This is a genomic window from Thermodesulfomicrobium thermophilum DSM 16697, from assembly GCF_059568695.1.
Genome location: NZ_JCANTW010000017.1, coordinates 57,053 through 80,414, shown reverse-complemented (window position 1 = coordinate 80,414; position 23,362 = coordinate 57,053). Strand labels below are relative to the sequence as shown.

Annotated in this window: 21 protein-coding genes; 12 read left to right on the top strand and 9 right to left on the bottom strand. The window is 61.9% G+C overall.

Features of this window, described 5'->3' with window-relative positions; all coding sequences use genetic code 11:
• The first annotated feature begins 233 nt into the window (after positions 1 to 233).
• Positions 234 to 3,443 carry a DEAD/DEAH box helicase gene (locus tag BR00_RS10460; protein WP_496477543.1) on the top strand — a complete coding sequence of 1,070 codons (3,210 nt, stop codon included), beginning with the start codon at positions 234 to 236 and terminating at the stop codon, positions 3,441 to 3,443.
• Positions 3,444 to 3,639: 196 nt separating this feature from the next.
• Entirely contained in the window at positions 3,640 to 4,374 is a 735-nt protein-coding gene (locus BR00_RS10455) for a DUF3944 domain-containing protein (RefSeq protein WP_496477542.1), read from the top strand.
• 77 nt (positions 4,375 to 4,451) lie between these two features.
• On the opposite strand, the gene msrA is transcribed toward BR00_RS10455, so the two are convergent.
• Both msrA and BR00_RS10445 read right to left on the bottom strand, forming a co-directional pair.
• Positions 4,452 to 5,042, bottom strand: coding sequence for a peptide-methionine (S)-S-oxide reductase MsrA (gene msrA / locus BR00_RS10450; RefSeq protein WP_496477541.1), 591 nt, complete (start codon positions 5,040 to 5,042; stop codon positions 4,452 to 4,454).
• A 43-nt stretch (positions 5,043 to 5,085) separates the two neighbouring features.
• A complete protein-coding gene (locus BR00_RS10445) occupies positions 5,086 to 5,358 on the bottom strand; it encodes a hypothetical protein (RefSeq protein WP_496477540.1) in 273 nt (90 codons plus the stop codon).
• A gap of 238 nt (positions 5,359 to 5,596) precedes the next feature.
• On the opposite strand from BR00_RS10445, the gene BR00_RS10440 reads away from it, so the two are divergent.
• Positions 5,597 to 7,081, top strand: a complete 1,485-nt coding sequence (locus BR00_RS10440) for a surface lipoprotein assembly modifier (RefSeq protein WP_496477539.1) — start codon at positions 5,597 to 5,599, stop codon at positions 7,079 to 7,081.
• A 9-nt stretch (positions 7,082 to 7,090) separates the two neighbouring features.
• Entirely contained in the window at positions 7,091 to 10,195 is a 3,105-nt protein-coding gene (locus tag BR00_RS10435; protein WP_496477538.1) for a FecR domain-containing protein, read from the top strand.
• Positions 10,196 to 10,261: 66 nt separating this feature from the next.
• Here BR00_RS10435 and BR00_RS10430 read toward each other — a convergent pair whose 3' ends face one another.
• From BR00_RS10430 to glgP, 7 genes are all read right to left on the bottom strand, one after another.
• A complete protein-coding gene (locus BR00_RS10430) occupies positions 10,262 to 10,627 on the bottom strand; it encodes an Hsp20/alpha crystallin family protein (protein WP_496477537.1) in 366 nt (121 codons plus the stop codon).
• The gene (locus tag BR00_RS10425) at positions 10,628 to 11,038 is read right to left on the bottom strand and encodes an Hsp20/alpha crystallin family protein (RefSeq protein ID WP_496477536.1); all 411 of its coding nucleotides are present in this window, start codon (positions 11,036 to 11,038) and stop codon (positions 10,628 to 10,630) included.
• Positions 11,039 to 11,123: 85 nt separating this feature from the next.
• Positions 11,124 to 11,903 carry a YdcF family protein gene (locus BR00_RS10420; protein ID WP_496477535.1) on the bottom strand — a complete coding sequence of 260 codons (780 nt, stop codon included), beginning with the start codon at positions 11,901 to 11,903 and terminating at the stop codon, positions 11,124 to 11,126.
• Positions 11,904 to 11,938: 35 nt separating this feature from the next.
• The gene (gene aroC / locus BR00_RS10415) at positions 11,939 to 13,012 is read right to left on the bottom strand and encodes a chorismate synthase (RefSeq protein WP_496477534.1); all 1,074 of its coding nucleotides are present in this window, start codon (positions 13,010 to 13,012) and stop codon (positions 11,939 to 11,941) included.
• Positions 12,999 to 13,637: a TrmH family RNA methyltransferase gene (locus tag BR00_RS10410; RefSeq protein WP_496477533.1), complete on the bottom strand. Its 639-nt coding sequence runs from the start codon at positions 13,635 to 13,637 to the stop codon at positions 12,999 to 13,001. Before BR00_RS10410 ends, aroC begins: the two co-directional genes overlap by 14 nt.
• Positions 13,634 to 14,404: a TlyA family RNA methyltransferase gene (locus BR00_RS10405; protein WP_496477532.1), complete on the bottom strand. Its 771-nt coding sequence runs from the start codon at positions 14,402 to 14,404 to the stop codon at positions 13,634 to 13,636. Before BR00_RS10405 ends, BR00_RS10410 begins: the two co-directional genes overlap by 4 nt.
• The gene (gene glgP, locus BR00_RS10400; RefSeq protein ID WP_496477531.1) at positions 14,401 to 16,959 is read right to left on the bottom strand and encodes an alpha-glucan family phosphorylase; all 2,559 of its coding nucleotides are present in this window, start codon (positions 16,957 to 16,959) and stop codon (positions 14,401 to 14,403) included. Before glgP ends, BR00_RS10405 begins: the two co-directional genes overlap by 4 nt.
• Between glgP and dut the strand changes: the two genes are divergently transcribed.
• From dut to BR00_RS10360, 8 genes are read left to right on the top strand one after another with little or no spacing between them, the layout of a single operon-like run.
• Entirely contained in the window at positions 16,958 to 17,449 is a 492-nt protein-coding gene (dut, locus tag BR00_RS10395) for a dUTP diphosphatase (protein WP_496477530.1), read from the top strand. The genes glgP and dut overlap by 2 nt on opposite strands.
• Positions 17,450 to 17,470: 21 nt before the next feature.
• Positions 17,471 to 18,718 carry an aspartate aminotransferase family protein gene (locus BR00_RS10390; RefSeq protein WP_496477611.1) on the top strand — a complete coding sequence of 416 codons (1,248 nt, stop codon included), beginning with the start codon at positions 17,471 to 17,473 and terminating at the stop codon, positions 18,716 to 18,718.
• A 50-nt stretch (positions 18,719 to 18,768) separates the two neighbouring features.
• Entirely contained in the window at positions 18,769 to 19,497 is a 729-nt protein-coding gene (locus BR00_RS10385; protein WP_496477529.1) for an amino acid ABC transporter ATP-binding protein, read from the top strand.
• A gap of 22 nt (positions 19,498 to 19,519) precedes the next feature.
• Complete coding sequence (locus BR00_RS10380; protein ID WP_496477528.1) at positions 19,520 to 20,338, top strand: ABC transporter substrate-binding protein; 819 nt, start codon at positions 19,520 to 19,522, stop codon at positions 20,336 to 20,338.
• Positions 20,339 to 20,395: 57 nt separating this feature from the next.
• On the top strand, positions 20,396 to 21,100 hold the full coding sequence (locus BR00_RS10375; protein ID WP_496477527.1) for an amino acid ABC transporter permease: 705 nt from the start codon (positions 20,396 to 20,398) through the stop codon (positions 21,098 to 21,100).
• Positions 21,101 to 21,110: 10 nt separating this feature from the next.
• Positions 21,111 to 21,851, top strand: a complete 741-nt coding sequence (locus tag BR00_RS10370; RefSeq protein ID WP_496477526.1) for an amino acid ABC transporter permease — start codon at positions 21,111 to 21,113, stop codon at positions 21,849 to 21,851.
• On the top strand, positions 21,841 to 22,692 hold the full coding sequence (locus BR00_RS10365) for a 50S ribosomal protein L11 methyltransferase (RefSeq protein ID WP_496477525.1): 852 nt from the start codon (positions 21,841 to 21,843) through the stop codon (positions 22,690 to 22,692). Before BR00_RS10370 ends, BR00_RS10365 begins: the two co-directional genes overlap by 11 nt.
• Positions 22,692 to 23,336 carry an endonuclease III domain-containing protein gene (locus tag BR00_RS10360; protein ID WP_496477524.1) on the top strand — a complete coding sequence of 215 codons (645 nt, stop codon included), beginning with the start codon at positions 22,692 to 22,694 and terminating at the stop codon, positions 23,334 to 23,336. The genes BR00_RS10365 and BR00_RS10360 overlap by 1 nt, the downstream gene beginning before the upstream one ends.
• Positions 23,337 to 23,362: the final 26 nt, after the last annotated feature.

Sequence of the window (23,362 nt, the reverse complement as noted above, 5' to 3'; positions counted from 1 at the left end):
AAAGCTTGAGTAACCACGCACCTCTCTATGATTTTCCCTCCAGGGTATTGCCAGACGCACGCATTCCGGGTACAGGCTCCCCTCTCATGCGCCGAGCAAGGGACTCTGCGGAAAAACATCGCCTAAAAATCCTCACCCCCCTTGCCAAATCCCACTGCATCCCATACGAAGGTGTCACAGTGTCCTTCCCAGCGCAGGCGCGGCATCTTGATTTTCAGGAGATGATTTTTTCCATGATCCACCCCAACGACAGCGTTCAGCACGTCCTTCGCGGATATCTCAACGACAGCGTACCGGAGCATATCCAAAGCGCAGCACAATATCTCCTTTCCGAAGAAGGTGCCCCCAAAATCAGCATCCATCCGGGAGAGGAATCCTGGGAGGTGGAAGCCCACTTTCAAGGAGAAGACTTTCAGTCCTATACCCCTGAGATCAGCATCAATCTTGAGTACGGCATGGTGCATGCTTACTGCAATTGTCCGGACTCATTCTCTGGCGTGTGTGCGCACATTGCTGCTACGGCGCTCCATATTCTGAAATCGACTTCCTCGGACAAAGAGGAAGAGAAAGATGCAAGCGCTGTTACATCCCAATGGAAACAGACGTTCCGTTCCTTTTTCGCAACTCATCTCGAGCCAGAGCCCGGCGAACATTACATCATCTATCGCTTTCATCCTGAGCCGGACCGGCTGCAAATGGAATTTTTCCGAGCCCGTCAAAACAAGTCTGGACTCTCCACGGTACAGAACCAAGTCACTCTGGAACAGATCATCCGTAACCCCGATTGGTGCGAAATGGCGCCCGAGCTTCCCAAAGTAGCAGAGCAGATCGGCCAATATTTGGATTATTACGGACACCGTGTGGAGATCCCGGCAGGGCTCATGACCTGGTTTTTCTGGGCCATCCGCAACGAATACTATCTCTTCTGGGAAGATACCGAACAGCCGGTGACCATCGAAAGCACGCCCATGCGCCTGCAGCTGCGCCCCGAATTCTCCGAAGAGGGCCTCTCCTTCGACATCATGCTCGGCCGTGAAGGCAAGGTCCCCTTTTCCATCGCCCGGCAGCCCATCTCCATCTTCGGCAAGCTCCCCTTGTGGGTATGCCTCAAGCACCGCTTCTACCCGGTGCAAACCGGTTTGGAGCCGCGCCTGGTGCAGGAGCTCGTCACGGCTCCGCCGCGCATCCCCCATGCGGAGATCCCGGAGTTTCTCGACCGGGTATGGACCCAACTGCCCGCATCGGACCTCCATGGTCAGGACGAATTCCTGGAGCACATGAAGCCCATCTTCGCTGCAGCCACCTACAACCCCAAGCTTTACCTAGGCGAAGAAGGAAGCCTGCTCACGCTGGAAATCCACAACATCTACGAGACGGAACACGGCGACATCACTCTGCCGGGCCCCAACCAGGACCTCCAGACCGGCAGCTACCAATTCGAAGGCAAATCTTTCCTCATCCGCCGCGACCAGGAAAAGGAAGAGGCGCTCATCGCCACCCTTATGGAGATGAACTTCCAGCCCAGGTCCCAGTCCATGTGGTTCCTGGAGCCCGAGGAGGCCATCTCCTTCCTTCTGGACGCCTACCCACGGTTGGTGGAGCAATACCGAGTCTTTGGCGAGAAGGACCTCTCCCGCTACAAAGTACGCAAAGCCACCCCCCAAGTGGTGGCGGAGATCACCACCCAGGAAGAAGACAAGTGGTTCAACCTCGAGATCTCGGTGGACTACGACGGCATGAGCGTGCCCATCGACAAGATCTGGAAGGCATGGACCCAGGGCAAACGCTACGTGCAGCTCAAAGACGGCTCGTACACCAGCCTGCCGGAATCCTGGTTGCAAAAGCTTGGACACAAGCTGGCGGCCATGGGACTGGACCCGGAAAAGCCGCCCAAGAAGCGCTTCGAGAACTTCGAAGCCCCCATCCTCGACAAGATCATTGAGGACATCCCCGAAACCGCTGCCGATGGGTTCTGGACGACGCTGCGGGAAAAGCTTCACGACTTCACGGAGATCAAAACCGTTGCCCCGCCCAAGGGGCTCAACGCCACACTGCGGCCCTACCAGCTCCAGGGCATCAGCTATATGAACTTCCTGCGCGAATACCACTTTGGCGGCATCCTCGCCGACGAAATGGGGCTGGGCAAAACCATCCAGACACTCGCCTTCATCCAGTACATGAAGGAGCACGGCGCCAAAGGCCCCAACCTCATCATCGTCCCGACCTCGGTTCTGCCCAACTGGGAGCGCGAGGCGCAAAAATTCGTGCCGGACATGAAGCGACTGGTCATTTACGGCTCGCGGCGGGAGAACCTCTTCAAGAAGATCGAGGAATCCGAGCTCATCATCACCACGTATGCCTTGCTGCGCCGTGACTTGGATGAACTGCTCAAGTTCGAGTTCAACGCCGTGATCCTCGACGAGGCCCAAAACATCAAGAATCCCAACACCATCACCGCCCGCAGCGTGCGCAAGATCCAGGCCCGCTTCCGCCTGTGCCTGTCCGGCACCCCCATCGAGAACACCTTGCTGGAACTGTGGTCCTTGTTCGAATTCCTCATGCCGGGCTTCCTTGGCTCCCAGACCGCGTTCCAGAAGGGATTCGTCAAACCCATCAAGGACGGAGACGAAGACAGCCTGAACTACCTCAAGGCCCGGGTCAAACCCTTCATCCTGCGCCGCACCAAGAACGAAGTGGCCAAGGACCTGCCGCCCAAGGTGGAAAACATCTACTACTCGAGCCTCCTGGACGACCAGATGGAGCTCTACGCGGCCTTGGCCAAAAAACTCAAAGAGCAAGTCCTCCAAGACGTGGACGAAAAAGGCATTGCCCAAAGCCAGATCTCCATTTTGGACGCGCTGCTCAAACTGCGGCAGATCTGCTGTCACCCGCGGCTGCTCAAGCTGGATGTCCCTGGGGTCAGCACCAACGTCTCTTCCGGAAAGTTCGAGGCATTCAAAGATCTCGTCACCTCCATCATCGACGACGGCCACAAGGTGCTCGTGTTCTCCCAGTTCGTGCAGATGCTCCACATCATCCGCAACTGGCTCAATATGGTAGAGATTCCATATTGCTACTTAGATGGCACCTCCAAGGACCGCTTCGAACAGGTGGACCGCTTCAACAACACGCCCGAGATTCCTATTTTCCTCATCTCGCTCAAGGCAGGCGGAACGGGCCTCAACCTGACGTCCGCCGATTACGTCATCCACTACGACCCCTGGTGGAACCCCGCAGTGGAAGATCAGGCAACAGACCGCACCCACCGCATCGGCCAGACCCGCCAGGTGTTCTCGTACAAGATGATCTGCGAGAATACGGTGGAGGAAAAAATCCTCAAACTCCAGGAATCCAAAAAAGGCATCGCCGATTCCATCATCCCCGGGCAATCGGCCTGGAAAAGCCTCACCCGGGCGGATCTCGAAATGCTCTTCGAAGTATAGCAGATCTCCGACCGCACCCAACGTGGCGCCCACGCCAGAAAAACCAGTACCAAAAAGCGGGGAGCAGCAGGCTCCTCGCTTTTTTTGACGCCAATCGTTGGTCTCTTGCCTGACGTATTGACCACGAACCCAAGCTCTGCTAGCGGCTCGGAAGCATTTTTTTTCCCATATTCCAACCTTGAGCAGGATTTGCCTCATGAGCACCTACTACCGCCCGGATCCAGACCTCGACTTTCTCAAGGAGTGCAGCAACGAGGACCTCAACATCTTGGTCCATGTCCTTCTCTACGATCGAGAAGGCAAGCAGCGTTTCGTGGTACGCCGCCTGCCCAACCATCCCCTCTACAAGCAGCATGCCCCCAATCATTCTCTGTATTGGGAAGTCATCGCCGGCGAAATCCAGCTCTATGGTTCCAATCCCCTTGCGGCCATCGCGCGAGGCGGCCGCGGCAAACACTACATCAAAATTCTCGGCGATGTGTGCGACCGTTTCGACCTGCGCTACAACCCCAATGCCGCCACCGAGATCATCGAACGCGAACTCTACTCCTTCCTCTTCACCAAATCCTTACAGCGCCTCTCCAAGGCCAACCTCGAAGCAGTGAGCGCGGCTTTTGGCATCAAACCCGCCAGCATGAATCAACTGGCCGTCAACGTGGCCATCACCGAGGCCATGCGCTTCGATGACACCATTGCCAGCCGCGTGGCCCTCTGTGTAGCACACGGGGCCGCCATGTTCGCCAGCAATGTGGGCTACCTCGACCAGGTTCCGGAAGCCTTCCGGCCTGCCCTGGAAGTCACGGAAAAGCCTCTCATGGTGGAGTTTGACACCATCTCCCCCATCAACCTCACGGGCTCAGCCCATTGGTTCATGATTCCCGTGGTCATGCAGGTCATCTACCTGCGCACCAAACATCTGACCCAAAGCTAGCCCGCGCGCTCTCCACTGTCCTCTGGGGCGCTCAAGCTAGGCGCCCCAGGGAACCCTCCCGTGAACAGCCGACGCATTCAGGGTGCCTTGGGGGCGTCTCCCCAAACCGCCTTGAGCCGTGCGTCGCGGCCGCACCCCCAGCGATAGAGGTGATAGCGCAGGGGGTTTTTTCTCGAAAAATCCTGGTGGTATTCCTCTGCAGGATAAAAGGCTGTCCGAGGAAGGATGAGGGTCGCCACCGAAGCCCCCAACCGCGCTTCGGTTTCCGCAATCCACTGCCGCGCGGTCTGCTCCTCCTCGGCATCGGCCACAAAAATGGCCGACCGGTACTGCGGCCCACGGTCGCAAAACTGTCCGTCGGCGTCCAACGGATCGATATTCTCTCCAAAGATCCGCACCAAGCGGGCAAAATCCACCTGCTGCGGATCGTAGCGCACCAGCACGGCCTCCAAATGTCCGGTGCGCCCGGAAGAGACCTCCTCGTAGGTGGGGTTTTCCACGCTGCCCCCGCTATAGCCGGAGATGACCTCCACCACCCCTGGCACGCCCTGCAAGGCGTGCTCCACACACCAAAAACATCCTCCGGCAAACACCGCCTCGCGGAGGTCTTTGGCGCCAACCGGAGTTGCAGCCAAGCTCACGACGACCACTCCCAGCATTGTCGGCATCCATCCCATAGGTTTCTCCTCGTGGTTGTCTGTACACGCTCCGTTATGTGGAGCTGCACCGCGCTTCCCAAATGGGCAGCGCATCCGAGGCGGTGGCCGCGCACGACACCCAGCGCCGATCCCCATCCACCACATCCAGGCGCACAAACCGCCGCTCGAGCGACGTCACCGCCATGCCATGCTCTTCCAAGGCCTGGGCGGCATCTTCGGCCTCCGGGTAGTCCAAGGCCGAAAGATAGCAGCGCCGCACGCCTTCCCGTTCCTCACAATGCGGCTCAAAATACCGCAAGAAGTACAATAAGGTTTCCATCCGCATAGAGCACCTCCTGTGCAGAGATCCGGAAAGAATGCATAGTTAACTACTAAGAACACCTCTTAAAAAAACAAGTCTGCGTGCACACTCTTCTTGAATCCATATTGAACTATTTGTTTTTATTTATATTTTACTTTAAATCCAAATAATATCGTCCAAACCAGCAAAATCCTCTCTTCTCTCTTGCAGCATGGCGCAAATCGAGATACGTGTGAAGAAAGCCTTGAGAAGGAGTCTTGCCATGCTGCCGATTTTCCTCTGTATTTTCTTGTGCTTTGGAGTTCCTGCCACCGCATCCGCCACAGCATTGGAAGACGCCATCGCCCAGTACCGGGCGGAAAACTACGAAGAAGCGTTAGAAATTCTCCAAACCATTCCCGAGTCCGGGCAGCACGGTTCCGTGGCGGCCTTCTACTTGGGGCTCACCTACAAGCAGACCGGAGAACTGCGAAAGGCAGCCACATTCCTGGAGCGCTCTCTGCGCCTGACCCCCCGAGTCAACGACGCCTACACCGAACTCACCGACGTGCTCCTCGCCCTGGGAGACACCGAAAAAGCGGCCCGCATCTTGGATGAGGCCGAGGGCGCTGGGATCCGGTCCGGCGCCCTCATGTTTTTGCGCGGCATCGTGCTTGCCCGCCAAGGCAATACCAACGACGCGCGGCAGGCCTTTGCCGAGGCCAAGGCCATGGACCCGCGCCTCGGCCCGCGTGCGGACATGCAGCAGGCCATGCTGGATGTGGCGGAGCACCGCTACACGTCCGCACGTCAGACCCTTCAGGCCATCGCCAATGTGTCCCCAGGCACAGAACTCGCCGAATTCGCCCGACAGTACGACACCGCCTTGGCCAACCTCGTAGCGCGCCACAAGGCGTGGCGCTTCACGGCCGGGCTGCAGTACCAGTACGACGACAACGTCATCCTCAAGCCTTCCGACGACATCCCCGGCGGCATCAGCTCGCGGGAAAGCGACTCCGCGGCGGTACTTTCGCTACGAACGGAGTACGCGCCCCTCCTGGAAGGGCCATGGACCTTTCTCGGGCAACTCTCGGCAACGGCCGTGCGCCACGAACACATCGAATCCCACGACTTTACCAACGCCGGGATCACCCTCATCCCAGGACGAAGGTTCGGCGCGGGAAGCCAACTCACCTTGCCGGTGACCATGACGCATACCTGGCTCGATGGCCAGCGCTACTCCCTGACCGTGGGGGTGCGCCCCACCCTGCTCACCACCCTGGCTCCCGGCCATCTCCTGCAGGCAGCCATCGGCGTCACCCGCCGAGAGATGGTGGAAGCGGCCCTGCTTGACGACGAAAACCGCGACGGTGTGGTGGGGCTCGCAGGGCTTACCTATCTCAAGCCGCTGGCCGGCGGCGCAGGGCTCTTTTCCCTGGGCTATGAACTCTCCCGGGACGAGACCCGCGGGGTCAATTGGCGCAATACCGGACACCGCCCCTTTGTCTCCATCCTCTATCCGCTTACCGATGCCGTGAGCGTTCTCGCGAGCCTAGACGCCCAATTCCAAAATTTCGACGGCACGCACACGGTATTCGACACCCACCGCCGGGACGAAACCTACACCGGCAGCATCGGGCTCATCTGGCGGCCCTGGGACTGGGGCAAGTTTTCGCTCCAATATACCCACGTGGAGGCGGACTCCACCATCGCCATCTATGAATACACCCGCAATCTCTATACCCTCGGCTTCGAGGCGACCTTTTAGGAGGGCCCTATGCGCACCTCAGCCCTCACCTTCCTTCTCGTCCTGGCGTTCCTGCCCACGCTTGCCTTCGCCGCTCCGGTGGGGCGCATTACGGCCTTGGAAGGGACCGTGGACATTCTCCGAAACGGCGCCACCCCAGGGATCCCGGCCACCGTGGGTACAGCTGTGGACCAAGGGGACATGATCCGCACCAAAAGCAAATCCAAGGCGCAAGTGACCTTCGTGGACGGCAACGTGCTCAACATCGGTCAACGCTCCCGCGTGGACATCCGTGAGTACCGCCTTAATGGCCAACGGACTCTGGAACTGCCTCGCGGCAAGGCCGAGGCCGTGGTGGACCCGCAAACCGTCAAGGCCATCGCCACCGAACCAGGACGCCGCGCCTTCGAGATCCGCACCCCCAACGCCGTGGCCGGTGTGCGCGGCACGCGCTACATCACCTGGAAAGAGGGCTCGGTGTCCTACGTGCTCGTGCTCCAAGGCCGGGTGGAAGTCTCCAACCCTGCCTTTTCAGACCAAAAAATTATCGTAGAGGCCGGCCAGATCGTAGCCGTGCCCGAAGAGGCCCCGCCCGGTCAGCCGCAGCCGGCAACAGAACAGCAGATCCAAAAGCAGCAGCAGGACACCACCATCGGTGGCGGCACACCCGGTGGCGGGGGCACCTCCAGCGGTCCTACCGGTGGCGGCACCGGGGCGCCAGGGGGCGATACTGCAACAGTAGGTGGGGCCGCAGGCGGCCTTCTTGCGGCAGCACCAACCGAGACTCCTTCGGGAGGCGCTACCTTCCAGCCCATGGCTGGAGCAGGACCTGAGCCAATGGCCCTTGGGGATACGCCGACCACGTCCACGCAAACCGTCGTGGTCGTCCCCATCACCGAGGCCCAACCGCAAACGATCACCCCTGAGCCGCAGCCCGAGCCACAGCCAACCCCTGACCCCACTCCCACCCCTGACCCAGGCCCAACGCCTGACCCCGGCCCAACGCCCGACCCAGGCCCAACCCCCGACCCAGGCCCAACGCCTGACCCCGGCCCAACGCCCGACCCAGGCCCAACCCCCGACCCAGGCCCAACCCCTGACCCAGGCCCAACCCCTGACCCAGGTGGCGGCGGTGGCGGAGGCGGCTCCACAGACACGACTCCACCCCAAATGGAGATCATGCAGACCAAGGCGATGCCGGGATCCGTCACGCTCGTCTACGAGATTCATGCCGTGGACCCAGAAAGCGGGGTGGCCGGCGTGGAGTTCCGCGTCAGCGGCGGCAGTTTCGGCGGCGGCACCTGGCAACCTGCCGAACTCACGACCCCCACGACTGGAGGAGGGGAGTATACCGCAACCATCGCGGGGCTGAGTTACGAAGATTCCTATACTGTCGAATTCCGCGCCACCAATACCGATGGCGCTTCTGGCATCATCCCCGACAGCAATAATCCCATATACCCCGTATATGCCAGCCTTTCGGGCAATGTATGGGCAGAAAGCACCCCAACATCTTCAAGCGGCGCCGCAGCAGGGGTGGAATCCCGGCCTACGATTCTGTCTACAGTCAGCATAACCCCCGACACGCCTGTCCCCACCAGCGGCACCGCCCTGGAAGCCGGAGGATACGTGCTTCCAACGGCATGGGCGCTGCGTGCCGGGACAAGCACCCCGCCCACCGGGCCGGGTACCGCAAACTACACCGTGGATTCCCTCCATATTCTCACAGATACCCATTGGTGGAGCAGCGATTCAGGAACACTTGAGGCAACGCTGGATGCTTCCAACGCGATCACGGAACTTGGCTTCCAAGGCGGCCTCCAGCCTGTTCCCCTCATCCACAAAGCTACAGGCACTATTTCTGATTTGTCCCCCCAGTACATTTTGGGAGGCTGGAGCACCGACTCCCCATGGTACAATCCCAACCCGAGTCCTCCGCACCATCCCATCGCCTTCTTGGCAGCCCTCGGAGAAGCACCGTCTCCAGCCACGTGGCACGCCGAAATCGACGGCACGGTGCTTTTGGATGACGGAGACTACGCGGGAGACATGGCCGGCTGGCTCGCCCAGCGCACCGATGGCCAGTACAACCTCTCCGGACGGATCGTGGCCGTATATGTCAATCCATCTGGGGGTGCAGGGATCCTCACCGGCGGCTTCGGCGAAGGGGCAGAAGCCAATGTCCTGAGCTCCGTGAACATGGTGGACGCCCAAGGGGGATTCCAAAAGGCGGTGGAGCTGAACTCCTCATCAGGACTCAGCACCATTTCTCTCTATACGGTATCTTCTTCTTCAGTAAATGGCACAGGAACTATTGGATATAGTGATACCATAATGACATCATCTGCACCCAGTACCTTCAAGCATGCAGCATCGCTTCCCTGGGGCGTTGGAAGTCTCGATGTATCAGGAACATATACAAATAGTTCCCTATCGTTTCCAGCAGCCGCTGTGCTTCCACTGCAATCATCGATGACAGGACTGGATATGGCCGCTGGCAGAGTAACCGCCCAATTCTCCAGCGAATCCTCCAAGTCGGCAGGCACCCTCCACAACGTCATTGAAGGGACCGCGGCCGCCGGATTTGTGGTTGTGGACGGGTCTTCGGTCTCCACCGGCATTTTCGTGGGAGAAACCATTGGAACGTTTAATCCATCCGCATCCCCGGATCCCACATGGACTGCCACCGCCATTGGCCCGTGGATGGAAACAACCGCGTATCTTGACCTCGTCAGTTCCAACCCCAGTGTACTCACGGCACTGAACCTGCCGGCCTACGAGGTAGGGACAACGACCCTCAGCGGGGCGGGTACGAACTACAATGTTGCTCTCAATAACATCAAATTCCTTGCGCCAACCAGCGGCGGCCTGCCCACCGTATGGGCAACGGGAAGCGTCACAGGAGCCTTCACAGGAATTCCTTCAGAGACGATTTCTCTGTCCAACGGACAGCTCGCTGTCCAATTCACTCCAACCCATTGGAGTGGAAACCAATGGGCGGCGACGGTGTCTGGAAGCGAACTCAATGGGAACTTAGGCGCCTTTATCGTTGACCAAATGCACGGTGTGGCGGCGGGACAGTACGGCACCGGAACCTTCTCCGGCACCGCAGCAGGGGCCGTGCAGGCCCACTGACGGCGGACGCCGAGGCAGCGCACCAGCACAACCGCTCCGTTACGGGGCGGTTGCTGGTTGGGAGTATCAGGATTGGGTGTCCGCGCTTGCCACCGGGATGGTGCGCGGCTGGCCGTGGGTGGACTTGGGGAGAAACAGCTCCAACTGGCCGTGGCGGAAGGTAGCGCGGATGTGTTCCCGGTCCACGGTGTGGGCAACGGTGAAGGAGCGCACGAACTCGGCGTCCCCGAATTCCAGGTGCAGCGGTTTGCGCCCCGGCTCCCGGGCGAGGAGCGCGCGGCCGCGCACCACCAGCTCCGTGCCCCGCAGCTCCACGGACAAACTCTCCCGAGAAACCCCGGGAAGATCCAAGACAATGACAAAACCGTCGGAAAGCTCAATGATGTCCGCGGCAGGTCGACCTTGGGGCAGCGAAATACGGGCCGTGTCCATCTATTCGCCCTCCACGAGGATGCGGCGCTGGGTGGCGGCGTGGGTTTTGGGCAGGGTGATGGTGAGGATGCCATGGCGCAGACTGGCATGGACGCCGTCACCGTCCACCGCAGTCTCCATGGTGATGACCCGCTGAAACGGCCCCACCGGCCGCTCTTGGCGGAAGTAGCGGCCCGGTTCCGCCTGCCGCTCGCCACGGATGATGAGGGATTTGTCCTCCAACGTCACCTCCACGTCCCCGGGGGCTACCCCCGGCACCGCAGCGGTCACCACCAGGGCGGTGTCGGTCTCCTCCACATTGACCGGGGGAAAGGCGAAGGCCCGCTGCCGCACGTTGGGGTTGTGCCACAGGGCGTCCAAGAGCTGATCCAAGGCCTGCATGTCGTTCCAGGCGCGCACATCGATAACCATGTCCAAACCCTCCTGGTCAGTGGTCAAAGCTCCTTAGCCAGGATTGGGGGCAGTGACAAGGGGGCGGCGGCGATACGCACCGTCCTTACTCCCAAAGCTGGAGCCGCCCGGTGATCCAGCCCCAGAGCAGGCCCAAATATTCGTGCAAGGCACGATGGCAGGCGAGAATGTTTCGAGCATACGGGAGAAACGGCAGGCTCTCGGGGGAAAAGGTCTCGAAGGCCGCAGGCGCCGGGATGGGAAAAAGCCCATGGGCGCGGGCCAGACGCACGGCCCGGGGCATGTGGATGGCGGAAGTGACGAGCACCCAAGGCTCGCGGCCTACGCGACGGGCCACCTCCGTCATTTGCTGCGGGGTATCCAGGGAGGCGTTTTCCACAGCCACCCGCCCGGCATCCACCCCCAAACTCACGGCAGCCGCAGCCAGCACCTCCGCATGGGGAGTGCCGCCAGTGGGGCTTCCCCCGGTGCACAGCACCTGGGCCCGCGGCGCCCGCCGGGCCAGACGCAGGGCCTCGGCCAGACGGGCGGTGGCCACGGTATCCAGGCGCAAGAGGGGCGGAAGGGCGGCGTCCTGATGATGGCCGCTTCCCAAGACCACGATCCAGCGCACGCCCGCCAGCCGGGAATCGTCCAGTCGAAGAGGCGCATACGCCCGCTCCAAGGGCGCCACCATCCAGGCAGCCACTGGATCGAGGCTGACGGCGTAAAGCACCAAGGCCGCCAGCACGAACGGGGCCACGGCCCGCTTGGGTCGGCCCACCAAGGCCAGAAGCATCCCCCACAGGGAAAGGCACACGCTCACGCCGAGCGGCATGAGCCCCTGGCCCAAAATGCGCTTGATCCAAAAGCCGGAAATCTCCATCGCCCATGCCCCTCACCCGCCAACGCGAAGCCGCCTCACGCCAGATTCCCCCAAGGACGCACGGCGCGGTGCATCAGGAGCATGTCCGCCAGGGCAAGGCAAACCATGGCCCGCAATACCGGCACAATACGTGGAATGGCACAGATGTCGTGGCGGCCGCCCACGCGGATCTCCCGTTCCTGCCCGGAGACGTCCCGGGTGCGCTGGGGCACGGCAATGGAGGGAATGGGTTTCACCGCCGCCCGCACCACAATGTCCTGTCCGGTGGAGATACCGGCCAAGATGCCGCCCGCGTGGTTGGAGGCAAAGCCCTGGGCCGTGAGCGGATCGTTGTTCTGGCTTCCCCGGCTGCGGGCCGCAGCAAAGCCGGCGCCGATCTCCACGCCCTTGACCGCGCCCACGCTCATGACCGCAGCCGCCAGGCGGGCATCGAGCTTGTCGAACACCGGCTCGCCCAAGCCGGCAGGCACGCCCTGGGCCACCACCTCCACAATACCCCCCAGGGTATCGCCTGCGGCGCGCACCTCGGCCACCAAGGCCTCCCACGCCGGCAGCACCTCGGCATCCGCAGCGAAAAAGGGGCGGTTCCACGCCCCGGCCAAGTCCCGCCCACTGGCCGCAATGCCGCCCAACTCCACGGACGCCGCATGCACGCTGACGCCGACGGTCTCCAGGACGGCGGCGGCAATGGCCCCGCCCACCACCCGGGCCACGGTCTCCCGGCCCGAGGCCCGGCCACCGCCACGGTGATCGCGCCGGCCGTATTTGGCCTGATAGGTCACATCCCCGTGCCCGGGCCGAAAAACCTCGCGCAGACTGTCGTAGTCCCCGGAGCGCTGGTTTTCGTTTTCCACCACAAAACCGATGGCCGTGCCCGTGGTGGAGCCCTCGAATACGCCCGAGAGCAGCCGCACCCGATCGGATTCTTTGCGTGTGGTGGCCGCGATGCCGCCGCTTCCCGGTCGGCGGCGGTCCAGGTCTTCCTGGATGCGCGCCTCCGAAAGCGCAATCCCCGGCGGGCACCCGTCCACCACTCCACCCAAGGCCGGGCCGTGGGATTCACCAAAGGTAGTGAGCCTGAACACCTCGCCAAAACTATTTCCGGCCACGGAACACCTCCGCATAGGGTTTGCCGCGCAAGCAATAATCCGCGTACAGGGCCTCCAAGGCCTCAGGGTTCAAAGCCGGACGCTCCAAGAGCCCGGCGGCGCGGCGCTGGCGCATGGCCTCATAGAGGATGATGGCCGCAGCCACGGATACGTTGAGGCTCTGCACCATGCCGTACATGGGCACGCACACGGTGTGCGGCACCAAGGCCGCCAGGTCCGCATCCAGCCCCCGGTGCTCGTTGCCCAGGATGACGGCAGTGGGCCGGGTGAAATCCCACTCCATGACCGGCACCGTATCCGAGGTCATGCCGGTGGCCACCACAGAAAACCCCTGATCATGCAGACTGGCCACCAGCGACGCAGCGTCGCGGTGTCGGGTGGTGTCCACCCACTTCCGGGCCGAGGCCGACGAAGCAGCGGAAAGGTTCGGAAACGATTCCCGGGTATAGAGGAGATGCACCCCCCCCACACCAAAGGCGTCGCAGCTACGCAAGATCGCGGAAACATTGTGCGGGTCGTGGATATTGTGCAGCACCAAAGTGAGGTCCGGCTGGCGGCAGGCCACCACCCGGCGCAGCCGGGCCTTGCGGGTTTCGGTGAGCAAGGCATCAGGGGCAAGGTTCATGAACTGCTTTTCTCCCATCGCAAAAACAGAAAGTATTCTTGATTGCCTTTGGGGCCAAGCACCGCGGAAGGAATGGTGGCCAGCGGTGTCAGCCCCAGTTCTTCCTCCGCAAAACGGCGAATGCCCTCCACTGCGGCCAGACGTGCGGCTTCATCCCGCACCACGCCGCCTTTGCCTACCCAGCGCGGCCCCACCTCGAATTGGGGCTTGACCAAGGCCAGCGCATACCCACCCGGCGCAAGCCAGGTGATGCACGGGGGCAAGATGTGGCGCAGGGAGATGAACGAGCAGTCCGCCACCACCACGTGCACAGGCTCGGGGATGAGGTCCGCCGGAGCATGGCGCAGGTTCACGCCCTCCAGGCTCACCACTCGCGGATCCTGGCGAAGCCGCACATGGAGCTGCCCGCGGCCCACGTCCACAGCGTACACCCGGGCCGCACCATGCTGGAGCAGGCAGTCCGTAAATCCACCTGTGGACGCCCCAGCATCGAGGGCCACGGCCCCTGCGAGGGGAAGCTCCAGGCCGCGGGCGGTGATCCCTTCCAGGGCGGACATGAGCTTGTCTCCTCCGCGGGAGACGAAGCGCGGCGGAGCCGTAGCCGAAAGCACCGCTGCAGCCGGGAGCAACTGGCCGGGCTTCGCTACCCGCTCCGTGCGCCCCCCCACGGTGCAAAAGACTTCTCCGGCCATGATGCGACGCCGGGCGGCCTCGCGGCTGGGCGCAAGCCCCTGGGTGACGGTCAGGAGGTCGGCCCGCTGCTTCATGCCCCAGCCCAGCGCACCAGCCCCAAGTCATGGGGATCACGCAGCAACGGATGCCGGGGCACCACGCGCACGGTAAAGCCGAATTTCCCTGTGTCCTCGGCCATGGCGCGGCCCTGATAGCGCATCCACCCGTCCTCCGTCAGCCCCACCGGCTCCATGGACGTAGTACGGCGTGTCGTGAAATGCCCAAGACCGTCCACCGGCCCGGCGTAGATCTCCACACTCACGTCCTCCGGGGTGAGGCTGCCCAGCCACACCTGGGCCTCCACGCTTACGGCGTCGTGCACGTACACCTCGCCGGTGTGCGCGGCGCGCACTTCCCGTACCGCCAAGGCGTCCCACCCGGTCATCAAGCGCATGCGCCAGGCGGCAAGTTCCCGCACCGGGGCGAAATGATCCTCGGAGAGCCGATGCACGGCATCCATGGCCGGACGATAGGCCATCCGGGCGTAATCTTCCAGCATGCGGTGGCCGTTGAACACCGGACCGAGCACCTGCAGAGCGCGCTTCATGCGCCGCACCCACTCGCGCGGAAAGGAGCCGCGGCCGCGTTCGTAAAAGAGCGGCACCACGTCTTTTTCCAAGATATTGTACAAGATCTGGCTCTCCACGAAGTCCTGGTATTCGGCATCGTCGTATTCCTCGCCGCTGCCGATGGCCCAGCCCAGGCTGTTGTCCGGCCGCCAAGCCTCGTCCCACCAGCCATCCAAGGTGCTCACATTGAGCACGCCATTGGCCATGGCCTTCATGCCGCTGGTGCCGCAAGCCTCCAGCGGTCGGCGCGGAGTATTGAGCCAGACGTCGCAGCCCTGCACCAGATGCCGGGCCACGTGCATGTCGTAGTCTTCGAGAAAGACCATGGCGTGCCGAAACTCCGACGACTGGCACAGATTGATGAGCTCCTGGATGATGCGCTTGCCCTCGGTGTCCTTGGGGTGGGCCTTGCCGGCAAAGACGAATTGCACCGGCCGCTCCGGGTCGTTGACCAGGCGGGAGAGTCGGGCCGGGTCCTTGAGCAGGAGAAAGGCGCGCTTGTAGGCGGCAAAGCGCCGGGCAAAACCGATGGTGAGGGCCGCAGGATCGAGCACGTTCTCCGCCGCCTCCACTTCCCAGGCGCGGCCGCCGCGGGCCTGAATCTGCCGACGCAACCGCGTGCGCACGAAATCCACCAGCCGCTCCCGCAACCGCTCATGGGTGCGCCAAAGCTCGATATCCGGGATGACGCCGAACTTTTCCCCCACTCGCTGATGATCCGGGTCCTCACGCCAGGAGGAGCCCAAAAACCGATCGTAGAGGGACGAGAGATCCGGAGCCACCCAGGTAGGAAAATGCACCCCGTTGGTCACCGAGGCGATGGGCACGTCTTCGGCCGGGAATTGCGGCCACACCGCGGCCCACATGCGGCGGGAGACCTCGCCATGCAAAAGGCTCACCCCGTTACTGACCCGAGAAAGGCGCAGGGCCAAGACCGTCATGCAAAAGGGCTCGCGGTCGTCATGGGGATTTTCCCGGCCAAGAGCGAGAAAGACCTTCCAGGCCAGCCCCAACTCTTGGGCAAACTGCGCAAAATAGCGCTCCACCAGCTCCGGCGGAAAGCGGTCGTTGCCTGCAGGCACCGGGGTATGGGTCGTGAAGACCGAACCCTGGGCCACCAGCTCCGCGGCGGCCTCGAAGGCAAGACCTTGGGCCATGAACTCCCGCACCCGGGCAAGACCGGCAAAAGCCGAATGCCCTTCGTTCATGTGGTACACCGCAGGGGAAATCCCCAGACAGCGCAAAGCCTCCACCCCGCCGATGCCGAGCAAATACTCCTGCTGCAGACGCATCTCCAGGTCCCCGCCATAGAGCCGAGCCGTGATCTCCCGGCGGGCCGGAGTGTTTTCGGGAATATTGCTATCGAGCAGATAGAGTGGCACGCAGCCCACCTGCACCCGCCAGATGCCAAAAAAGAGCGGACTTCCCGCCATGGGCACCTGGGCGACCAGGCGCCGCCCCTGGGCATCGCGCACGGGGATCAAGGGCATCTGCTCGAAGTCATTGACGGGATACCGCTCCTGCTGCCAGCCGTCATGGGTGAGATACTGCCGAAAATACCCCTCCCGGTACGCAAGCCCCACGCCCACCATGGGCAGATTGAGGTCGCTGGCGGCCTTGAGATGGTCTCCGGCCAGCACACCCAGCCCGCCGGAATACAGCGGCAGACAATGGGCGATGCCATACTCGGCGCTGAAGTAGGCCACCACTTGGCCCGCAGAAAACCCCGGGATGCTCGCCCCCTGACGTTGGACATAGCGCCGTTGGTCCTCCACGATGGTTGACAGGCGCTGGAGAAAAAACTCATCCTGCGCCAATTCTTCCAGCGCGGTCTGGGGGATGCGGCTCAAAAAGAGCACCGGGTTGTGCTCGGTGCGCTCCCAAAGATCCCGGTCCATCTGCACGAAGATATCTTCGATCTCGTGGTGCCAGGAAAAATAGAGGTTCTGGGCCAGCTCTTTGAGGCCCAAAAGCGGCTCAGGAAGCCGCGGAATAACCGTATACGTCTGGAGCGGTTGCATGCGTTCTCCTTCTTCGTCCACTACTACGCCCTGGGGCCCATGCCCGGTACGGGTACGTTTCTTCTCCGAACTTTACGGCGCTGAGGGGCTCTGCCCGGCCACGGCCGGGTCCTGCGGGCTCGACCTTCGCGCCTGCATGGCGGAAGCGGCCGTCACCCTCGCCCCTGGGGCGCGGCACCCCTTTCCTGCGGGCATCGCTGTGGAACCACTCATGCCGGGGGTAGCGGGTTTTGTCTATTCTCGAAGCGGCCTCGGCGCCCGACAAGGCTTGGTGGTGGCCCAGGGCGTTGGCGTCATCGATCCGGATTTTCGCGGCGAGATCACGGTGATGCTGCTCAATCTCTCGCAGGAGCCGCGCACCGTCACGCAAGGCATGCGCATCGCCCAGCTCGTCTTTCAACCTGTAATTCCGGTGCAGTGCATCCCCGTGTCCGAGCTCTCCCCCACCGAGCGCGGTGCCGGCGGCTTCGGCCATACCGGAACCCACTAACCCAAGGATGATGACCACATGATGACTTCTTCCCAACTCATGGAACGCGAGTCCCAACTCTTATGCCCCACCTATGCCCGCTACCCGCTGGCTGTGTCCCGGGGCGAAGGCATGAACCTCTACACCCCGGAAGGGGAGCGCTACACGGATCTGCTCTCCGGCATCGCCGTATGCGCCCTGGGCCATTGTCACCCCGAGGTGACCGCCGCCATCTGCGCCCAGGCCGGCACCTTGGTCCACGTCTCCAACCTCCTCTACCAAGAAGAACAGTTGATCCTGGCGGAAAAGCTCCTGGCCACCGCCCCAGGCATGGAGCGGGCCTTCTTTTGCAACTCCGGCGCCGAGGCCAATGAAGGGGCCATCAAACTCGCACGCCGCTTCATGCGCGAAGTGCGCAAACAAGACCGCTTTCGCATCATCACCCTGTCCGGCTCCTTTCATGGCCGCACCCTGGCCACACTCACGGCCACCGGTCAAGACAAGGTCAAGATCGGCTTCGGCCCCTTGCCCGAAGGCTTCACCACCGTGCCCTTCGGCGACGCAGCCGCCCTAAAATCCGCCATGGACGAGCACACCGCCGCCGTACTCGTGGAGCCCATCCAAGGAGAAGGCGGGGTGCGCCCGCTGCCGGCGGACTACGCCGCAACCATCCAGCGCCTTTGCCGCGAGCAGGGGGTACTGCTCATCTGCGACGAGATCCAAACCGGCGTGGGCCGCACCGGACATTTCTGGGCCTACCAAGGTCTTGGCCTTACCCCGGACATCATGACCATCGCCAAAGGCATCGCCGGCGGGCTGCCCATGGGGGCCGTTCTGACCACCGCCCACGTAGCCCAAGGCTTTCCTGCCGGCAGTCACGGCACCACTTTTGGCGGCAACGCCCTGGTGAGCCGTGTGGCCGCCACCGTGCTCGACATCATCGAGCGCGACGGCCTGGTAGCCCGCGCCGCCCAGCTCGGCACGTGGCTCAAGGAGCGTCTGCAGGTCGTGGCCCAAAAGCACCCGGGCCGCATCCAGGAAGTGCGCGGCGCAGGCCTCATGGTGGGTATCGAGCTCACAACCCCGGGCAAGGCCGTCTGGCAGGAGCTTCTGGCCCGGCGCTACCTCGTGAACCTTACTCAAGACACGGTGCTGCGCTTGCTTCCGCCGCTCATCGTGGATGAATCCCACCTGGAAGGCTTTTGCATCGCGTTGGAAGAAGCCCTGGCCGCCACCGCACCCACAGGGGCGGCACCGACCTCGTTTGACAACCCCCGTAACTCCTTGTAGCAAGCAACCTGCATACTCGGAACGATTTTTTCATTTTTGAGCAAAAAACCATGCCCATGATCGAAATCCACAATGTCAATAAATGGTACGGGGACTTTCATGTCCTCAAAAATATCAACGAAACTGTCGAAAAAGGCGAGGTGCTCGTCATCTGCGGTCCCAGCGGTTCCGGCAAGTCCACCCTGGTGCGCTGCGTCAACCGCCTCGAAGAAATCGACCAGGGCGAAATCCTCATCGAAGGCAAGAACATCCATGCCAAAGATCAGGACATCAACCAACTGCGCGCGGAAATCGGCATCGTCTTCCAGCAGTTCAATCTCTATCCGCACCTCACGGTGCTGAGAAACATCACCTTGGCGCCCATGAAGGTGAAAAAGATCCCTCGAGACGAGGCCGAGGCCACGGCCCTTGCCCTTTTGGAACGGGTGGGCATCGGCAACCAGGCCCACAAGTATCCGGTGGAGCTCTCCGGCGGCCAGCAGCAACGGGTGGCCATTGCCCGGGCCCTGGCCATGAAGCCCAAGATCATGCTCTTCGACGAACCCACCTCCGCCTTGGACCCGGAGATGATCAACGAGGTGCTGAACGTCATGAAGGATCTGGCCCGAGAAGGCATGACCATGCTCTGTGTGACCCACGAAATGGGCTTTGCCCGCGAAGTGGCGGACCGGGTCATCTTCATGGACCACGGCGAGATCCTGGAACGCGGCACCCCGGAGCACTTCTTCACGAGTCCGCAGCATGAACGCACCAAGGCGTTTTTGAAGGAAATCCTCTAACCATCAACCGAAGGAGCGTACCATGAACGGATTCTGGAAGCGGACATTGGTGATCCTTGCCGCCCTGGCCTTGGGCGCAAGCACAGCCCATGCCGGCAAATTGGACGAGATCAAAAGCCGCGGCAAACTCATCGCCGGCGTCAAAGACTCCCAGCCGCCTTTCGGCTACGTGGACGAACAGACGCGGCAGATCGTCGGCTTCGAGATCGACATCTGCGCCGCCCTGGCCAAGAAGTTGGGCGTGGGGCTGGAACTCAAACCCGTGACTTCCGCCACCCGCATTCCCATGCTCGAGCAGGGCGCCATCGACCTCATCGCCGCCACCATGACCCACAAGATCGAGCGCGAGGAAAAGATCGACTTCTCCATCACCTATTTCCCCGCCACCCAAAAACTTCTGGTGCGCAAAGACTCGGGTATCAAATCCGTGGCGGATCTCGCGGGCAAGAAGGTGGGATCGGCCAAGGGCTCCACGTCGGAGCAGAACATCAAGAAGGCGCAGCCCGAATGCACTGTGGTGTCCTTTGAAACCTATCCCGAAGCCTTCCTCGCCCTCAAGCAAGGCAAAGTGGCTGCCGTAACCACCGACGCCCCCATTTTGCTCGGCATCCGCAACTCCGACGACCATCCGGAAGAGTGGGTCATCGTGGGTGAAGACATTTCTGCAGAGCCCTACGGCATCGGCCTGCCGGAAAACGACTCGGATTTTCGCGACTTTGTCAACACCACCCTCATGGAAATGTGGAAGTCCGGCGAATATCAGCAGATCTACGCCAAGTGGTTCGGCCCGGACACCAAGTTCCCGTTGCCGCTCAACTGGACCATGGAAATCTGGCCCTAAGGCCAACGCATCCCGGGCGGCCCAGAGGCCGCCCGCAACCGAAATCCTCTGACCCTCATGAATTATACCTTCAATTGGGCCCTGATTTTTGCCGGCGAGTACGGCCGCTGGTTCGTGGACGGCCTTGCGGTCACGCTGGAGCTCTCCGGCATTTCCATTCTTTTTGCCCTGCTTCTGGGGACGCTGCTCACCGTCCTGCGTCTGTCCCGGGTACGGCCGCTCGTATGGTTTTCCGCGGCCTATGTGGAGTTTTTTCGCAACACCCCACTCATGGTGCAGATCTTTTTCTGGTATTTTGGATCTGATCCTATTTTACCCGATTTTTTCAAAAAGTGGCTCTACCAACAAAATATCGAGTTTGCCACAGCAGTCATCGCCCTATCGACCTATACTGCGGCGTTCATCGCGGAGGAATTGCGATCTGGGATTCTTTCCATCCCCAAAACACAATTGGAAGCATCCCGCGCCACTGGACTGACGTTTATCCAAGCGATGCGCTATGTCATTCTTCCGCAAGCATTTCGCATCATCATTCCACCGCTTATCAGCCAGTTTCTCAATCTCATCAAGAACTCCTCCCTGGCCATGACCATCGGCGTCATGGAACTCACCTATATGGCCCGCCAGGTGGAAGCGCACACCTTCCACGGTTTCGAGGCCTTCACGGTGTCCACCCTCATTTACCTGTCGTTGTCCCTGCTGGTGTCCTTCATCATCAACCAGTACAACAAGCATTTCTTACACATCGGCAGCAGGCGGTAGGAGGACGGAGATGGAGCATTTCTGGCAGTGGTTTTCGGGACTGTTCGCCAACTGGGGCGTGGTATGGAACAACTTCGACTACCTGCTGGTAGGGGCCTATCCCCAAGGTCCTTTGGGCGGGCTCGCCATGAGCATCGTCATGGCGGTCATCGGGATCTTCGGCGCCTTTTGGATCGGTCTTGCCGCCGGACTCATGCGTATTTCCAAGCGGCCGTGGCTCTCCTGGCCGGCGCTGATCTATATTGAGATCATCCGCGGCACGCCGCTTTTGATGGTGATCTTTTGGTTCTACTTCTTCGCCCCGCTGCTCATGAACCAAAGCGTTCCGGAAACGGAAAGCGCCATCGCGGCCTTCATCGTCTTCACCGGCGCCTATATCGCAGAAATCGTGCGTGCCGGCGTACTTGCCATCCCCAAAGGACAGATGGAGGCGGCCCGTGGCTCCGGCCTTTCCCATACCCAGGCCATGGTGCACATCATCCTCCCCCAGGCCCTGCGCAACATGATCCCCTCCTTCGTCAACCAGTTCGTGTCCCTCACCAAGGACACCTCACTGGCCATGATCATCAACGTCAACGAGCTCACCTTGGCCGCGCGCCACGTCTACACCCGCACCATGAAAGCGCCCATGGAGATCTTTCTCACCATTGCGCTGCTCTATTTCGCCATCTGCTGGGTGCTCACGGCCTTCTCCCGCCGTCTGGAGCGCAGCATGGCGCGCTATCAAGCCCGCACCAGCCATGACCGATAAACTCACCCGTATTCATCTGGCGTTTCCGCCCTCCTGCGAAGACATGGTCACCATGGTCCTGGCCCTCCACGCCTCCTGGGGCTGGGAAGACGAAGGCATGCGCGATGGTCTGCGCCACCTGGTGGTGCACAGCACGCTGCCCGAGCATGCCGCCCGCCTCCACGCCGCCCTATCCGAGGTATGCCCGAGTGTGGACGTCTCCACCAGCTCCGTGGACAACGCCGATTGGAACGCGGCCTGGCGGCAGTTCTTCTCCCCCCTGTCCATTGGGCGCTTCACCGTGGTCCCCTCGTGGCTGGCGGCGGAACACGCCGGGCCTTGGACCCTGGTCATCGAGCCCAAAATGGCCTTCGGCACCGGGCACCACGCCACCACCGCCCTCTGCCTGGAGGCTCTGGACGCCCTTGCCCAGGAAGGGGCCATCGGACCAGGGCAGCGTTTCCTCGACCTCGGCACGGGATCAGGCATCCTCGCCTTGGCCGCAAGCCGCCTGGGGCTCACCGGCCTGGCCCTGGACATCGACTCCGTGGCCGTGGACAACGCCGCCGAAAATCTCGCCGTCAACAAGGCCCAGGGCGTGGAAGTCCGCACCGGGACCATCACAGACGCCCCAACCGCCCACTTCCACCTGGTGCTGGCCAATATCCTGGCGGGCCCTCTCATGGACATGGCCCGCGACATCACTGCCCGCCTGCTGCCCGGCGGCATCTTGATTCTCTCAGGCATCCTCGCCGGCGAGCAGGCCCTTGCCGTGGAAACCGCCTACACCGACCTGGGACTTCCCTCCCCGCAGCGCCACACCCAAGGCGAGTGGGCGAGCCTCGTCTTTCGTACTGCCTAATGCGTCGCGAACGTTTGCTGCGTCAGTACTTCGAGACCATGCTCGCCGCCCTGGGCGAAAGCGGCTGGTGGCCGGCCGAGACTCCGTTCGAGGTGGCGGTGGGGGCCATCCTCACCCAAAACACGGCCTGGACCAACGTGGAGCGGGCCATTACCGCCCTCAAGGCCGCTGACGTACTCTCTCCGGCCGCCATGCTCGCCCTGCCCGAAGCGCACCTGGCCGAACTCATCCGCCCTGCAGGCTACTTTCGGGTCAAGGCCAAACGGCTCCGGCATTTCCTGACCTTTCTCCAAGCCCACGGCGGAGACATCCTCGCCTTGCGCGAAGTCCCGCACATCCGCGAGCGTCTGCTCGAGGTCTCGGGTATCGGTCCGGAGACCGCGGACTCCATCCTGCTCTACGCCCTGGAGATCCCCAGCTTCGTAGTGGACGCCTACACCCGACGCATCTTCCACCGCCACGGCCTCGTTCCCGAAGACATCAGCTACGAAGACTTGCGCGCCTATTTTGCAGACGCCCTCACGCCGGACGTCAATTTATATAAAGAATTCCACGCACTCATTGTACGCACGGCCAAGGAGTGGTGCCGCGCCAAGCCCCGCTGCGCCCTCTGTCCGCTCGCCCCGCTCCTTCCTTCATCTTGACCCCAAAGGCAGGGCGTGGTCAGGGG

What these genes read in the sequence shown, in the direction of transcription:
- BR00_RS10385 (WP_496477529.1), top strand. Translation starts at nt 18,769, where the DNA reads ATGCCCATGATCGAAATCCACAATGTCAATAAATGGTACGGGGACTTT.
- BR00_RS10380 (WP_496477528.1), top strand. Translation starts at nt 19,520, where the DNA reads ATGAACGGATTCTGGAAGCGGACATTGGTGATCCTTGCCGCCCTGGCC.
- BR00_RS10460 (WP_496477543.1), top strand. Translation starts at nt 234, where the DNA reads ATGATCCACCCCAACGACAGCGTTCAGCACGTCCTTCGCGGATATCTC.
- BR00_RS10430 (WP_496477537.1), bottom strand. Translation starts at nt 10,627, where the DNA reads ATGGACACGGCCCGTATTTCGCTGCCCCAAGGTCGACCTGCCGCGGAC.
- BR00_RS10425 (WP_496477536.1), bottom strand. Translation starts at nt 11,038, where the DNA reads ATGGTTATCGATGTGCGCGCCTGGAACGACATGCAGGCCTTGGATCAG.
- BR00_RS10360 (WP_496477524.1), top strand. Translation starts at nt 22,692, where the DNA reads ATGCGTCGCGAACGTTTGCTGCGTCAGTACTTCGAGACCATGCTCGCC.
- BR00_RS10375 (WP_496477527.1), top strand. Translation starts at nt 20,396, where the DNA reads ATGAATTATACCTTCAATTGGGCCCTGATTTTTGCCGGCGAGTACGGC.
- BR00_RS10390 (WP_496477611.1), top strand. Translation starts at nt 17,471, where the DNA reads ATGACTTCTTCCCAACTCATGGAACGCGAGTCCCAACTCTTATGCCCC.
- BR00_RS10405 (WP_496477532.1), bottom strand. Translation starts at nt 14,404, where the DNA reads ATGAAGCAGCGGGCCGACCTCCTGACCGTCACCCAGGGGCTTGCGCCC.
- glgP (WP_496477531.1), bottom strand. Translation starts at nt 16,959, where the DNA reads ATGCAACCGCTCCAGACGTATACGGTTATTCCGCGGCTTCCTGAGCCG.
- BR00_RS10410 (WP_496477533.1), bottom strand. Translation starts at nt 13,637, where the DNA reads ATGAACCTTGCCCCTGATGCCTTGCTCACCGAAACCCGCAAGGCCCGG.
- BR00_RS10370 (WP_496477526.1), top strand. Translation starts at nt 21,111, where the DNA reads ATGGAGCATTTCTGGCAGTGGTTTTCGGGACTGTTCGCCAACTGGGGC.
- BR00_RS10455 (WP_496477542.1), top strand. Translation starts at nt 3,640, where the DNA reads ATGAGCACCTACTACCGCCCGGATCCAGACCTCGACTTTCTCAAGGAG.
- BR00_RS10420 (WP_496477535.1), bottom strand. Translation starts at nt 11,903, where the DNA reads ATGGAGATTTCCGGCTTTTGGATCAAGCGCATTTTGGGCCAGGGGCTC.
- BR00_RS10440 (WP_496477539.1), top strand. Translation starts at nt 5,597, where the DNA reads ATGCTGCCGATTTTCCTCTGTATTTTCTTGTGCTTTGGAGTTCCTGCC.
- BR00_RS10365 (WP_496477525.1), top strand. Translation starts at nt 21,841, where the DNA reads ATGACCGATAAACTCACCCGTATTCATCTGGCGTTTCCGCCCTCCTGC.
- dut (WP_496477530.1), top strand. Translation starts at nt 16,958, where the DNA reads ATGCGTTCTCCTTCTTCGTCCACTACTACGCCCTGGGGCCCATGCCCG.
- BR00_RS10445 (WP_496477540.1), bottom strand. Translation starts at nt 5,358, where the DNA reads ATGCGGATGGAAACCTTATTGTACTTCTTGCGGTATTTTGAGCCGCAT.
- BR00_RS10435 (WP_496477538.1), top strand. Translation starts at nt 7,091, where the DNA reads ATGCGCACCTCAGCCCTCACCTTCCTTCTCGTCCTGGCGTTCCTGCCC.
- msrA (WP_496477541.1), bottom strand. Translation starts at nt 5,042, where the DNA reads ATGCCGACAATGCTGGGAGTGGTCGTCGTGAGCTTGGCTGCAACTCCG.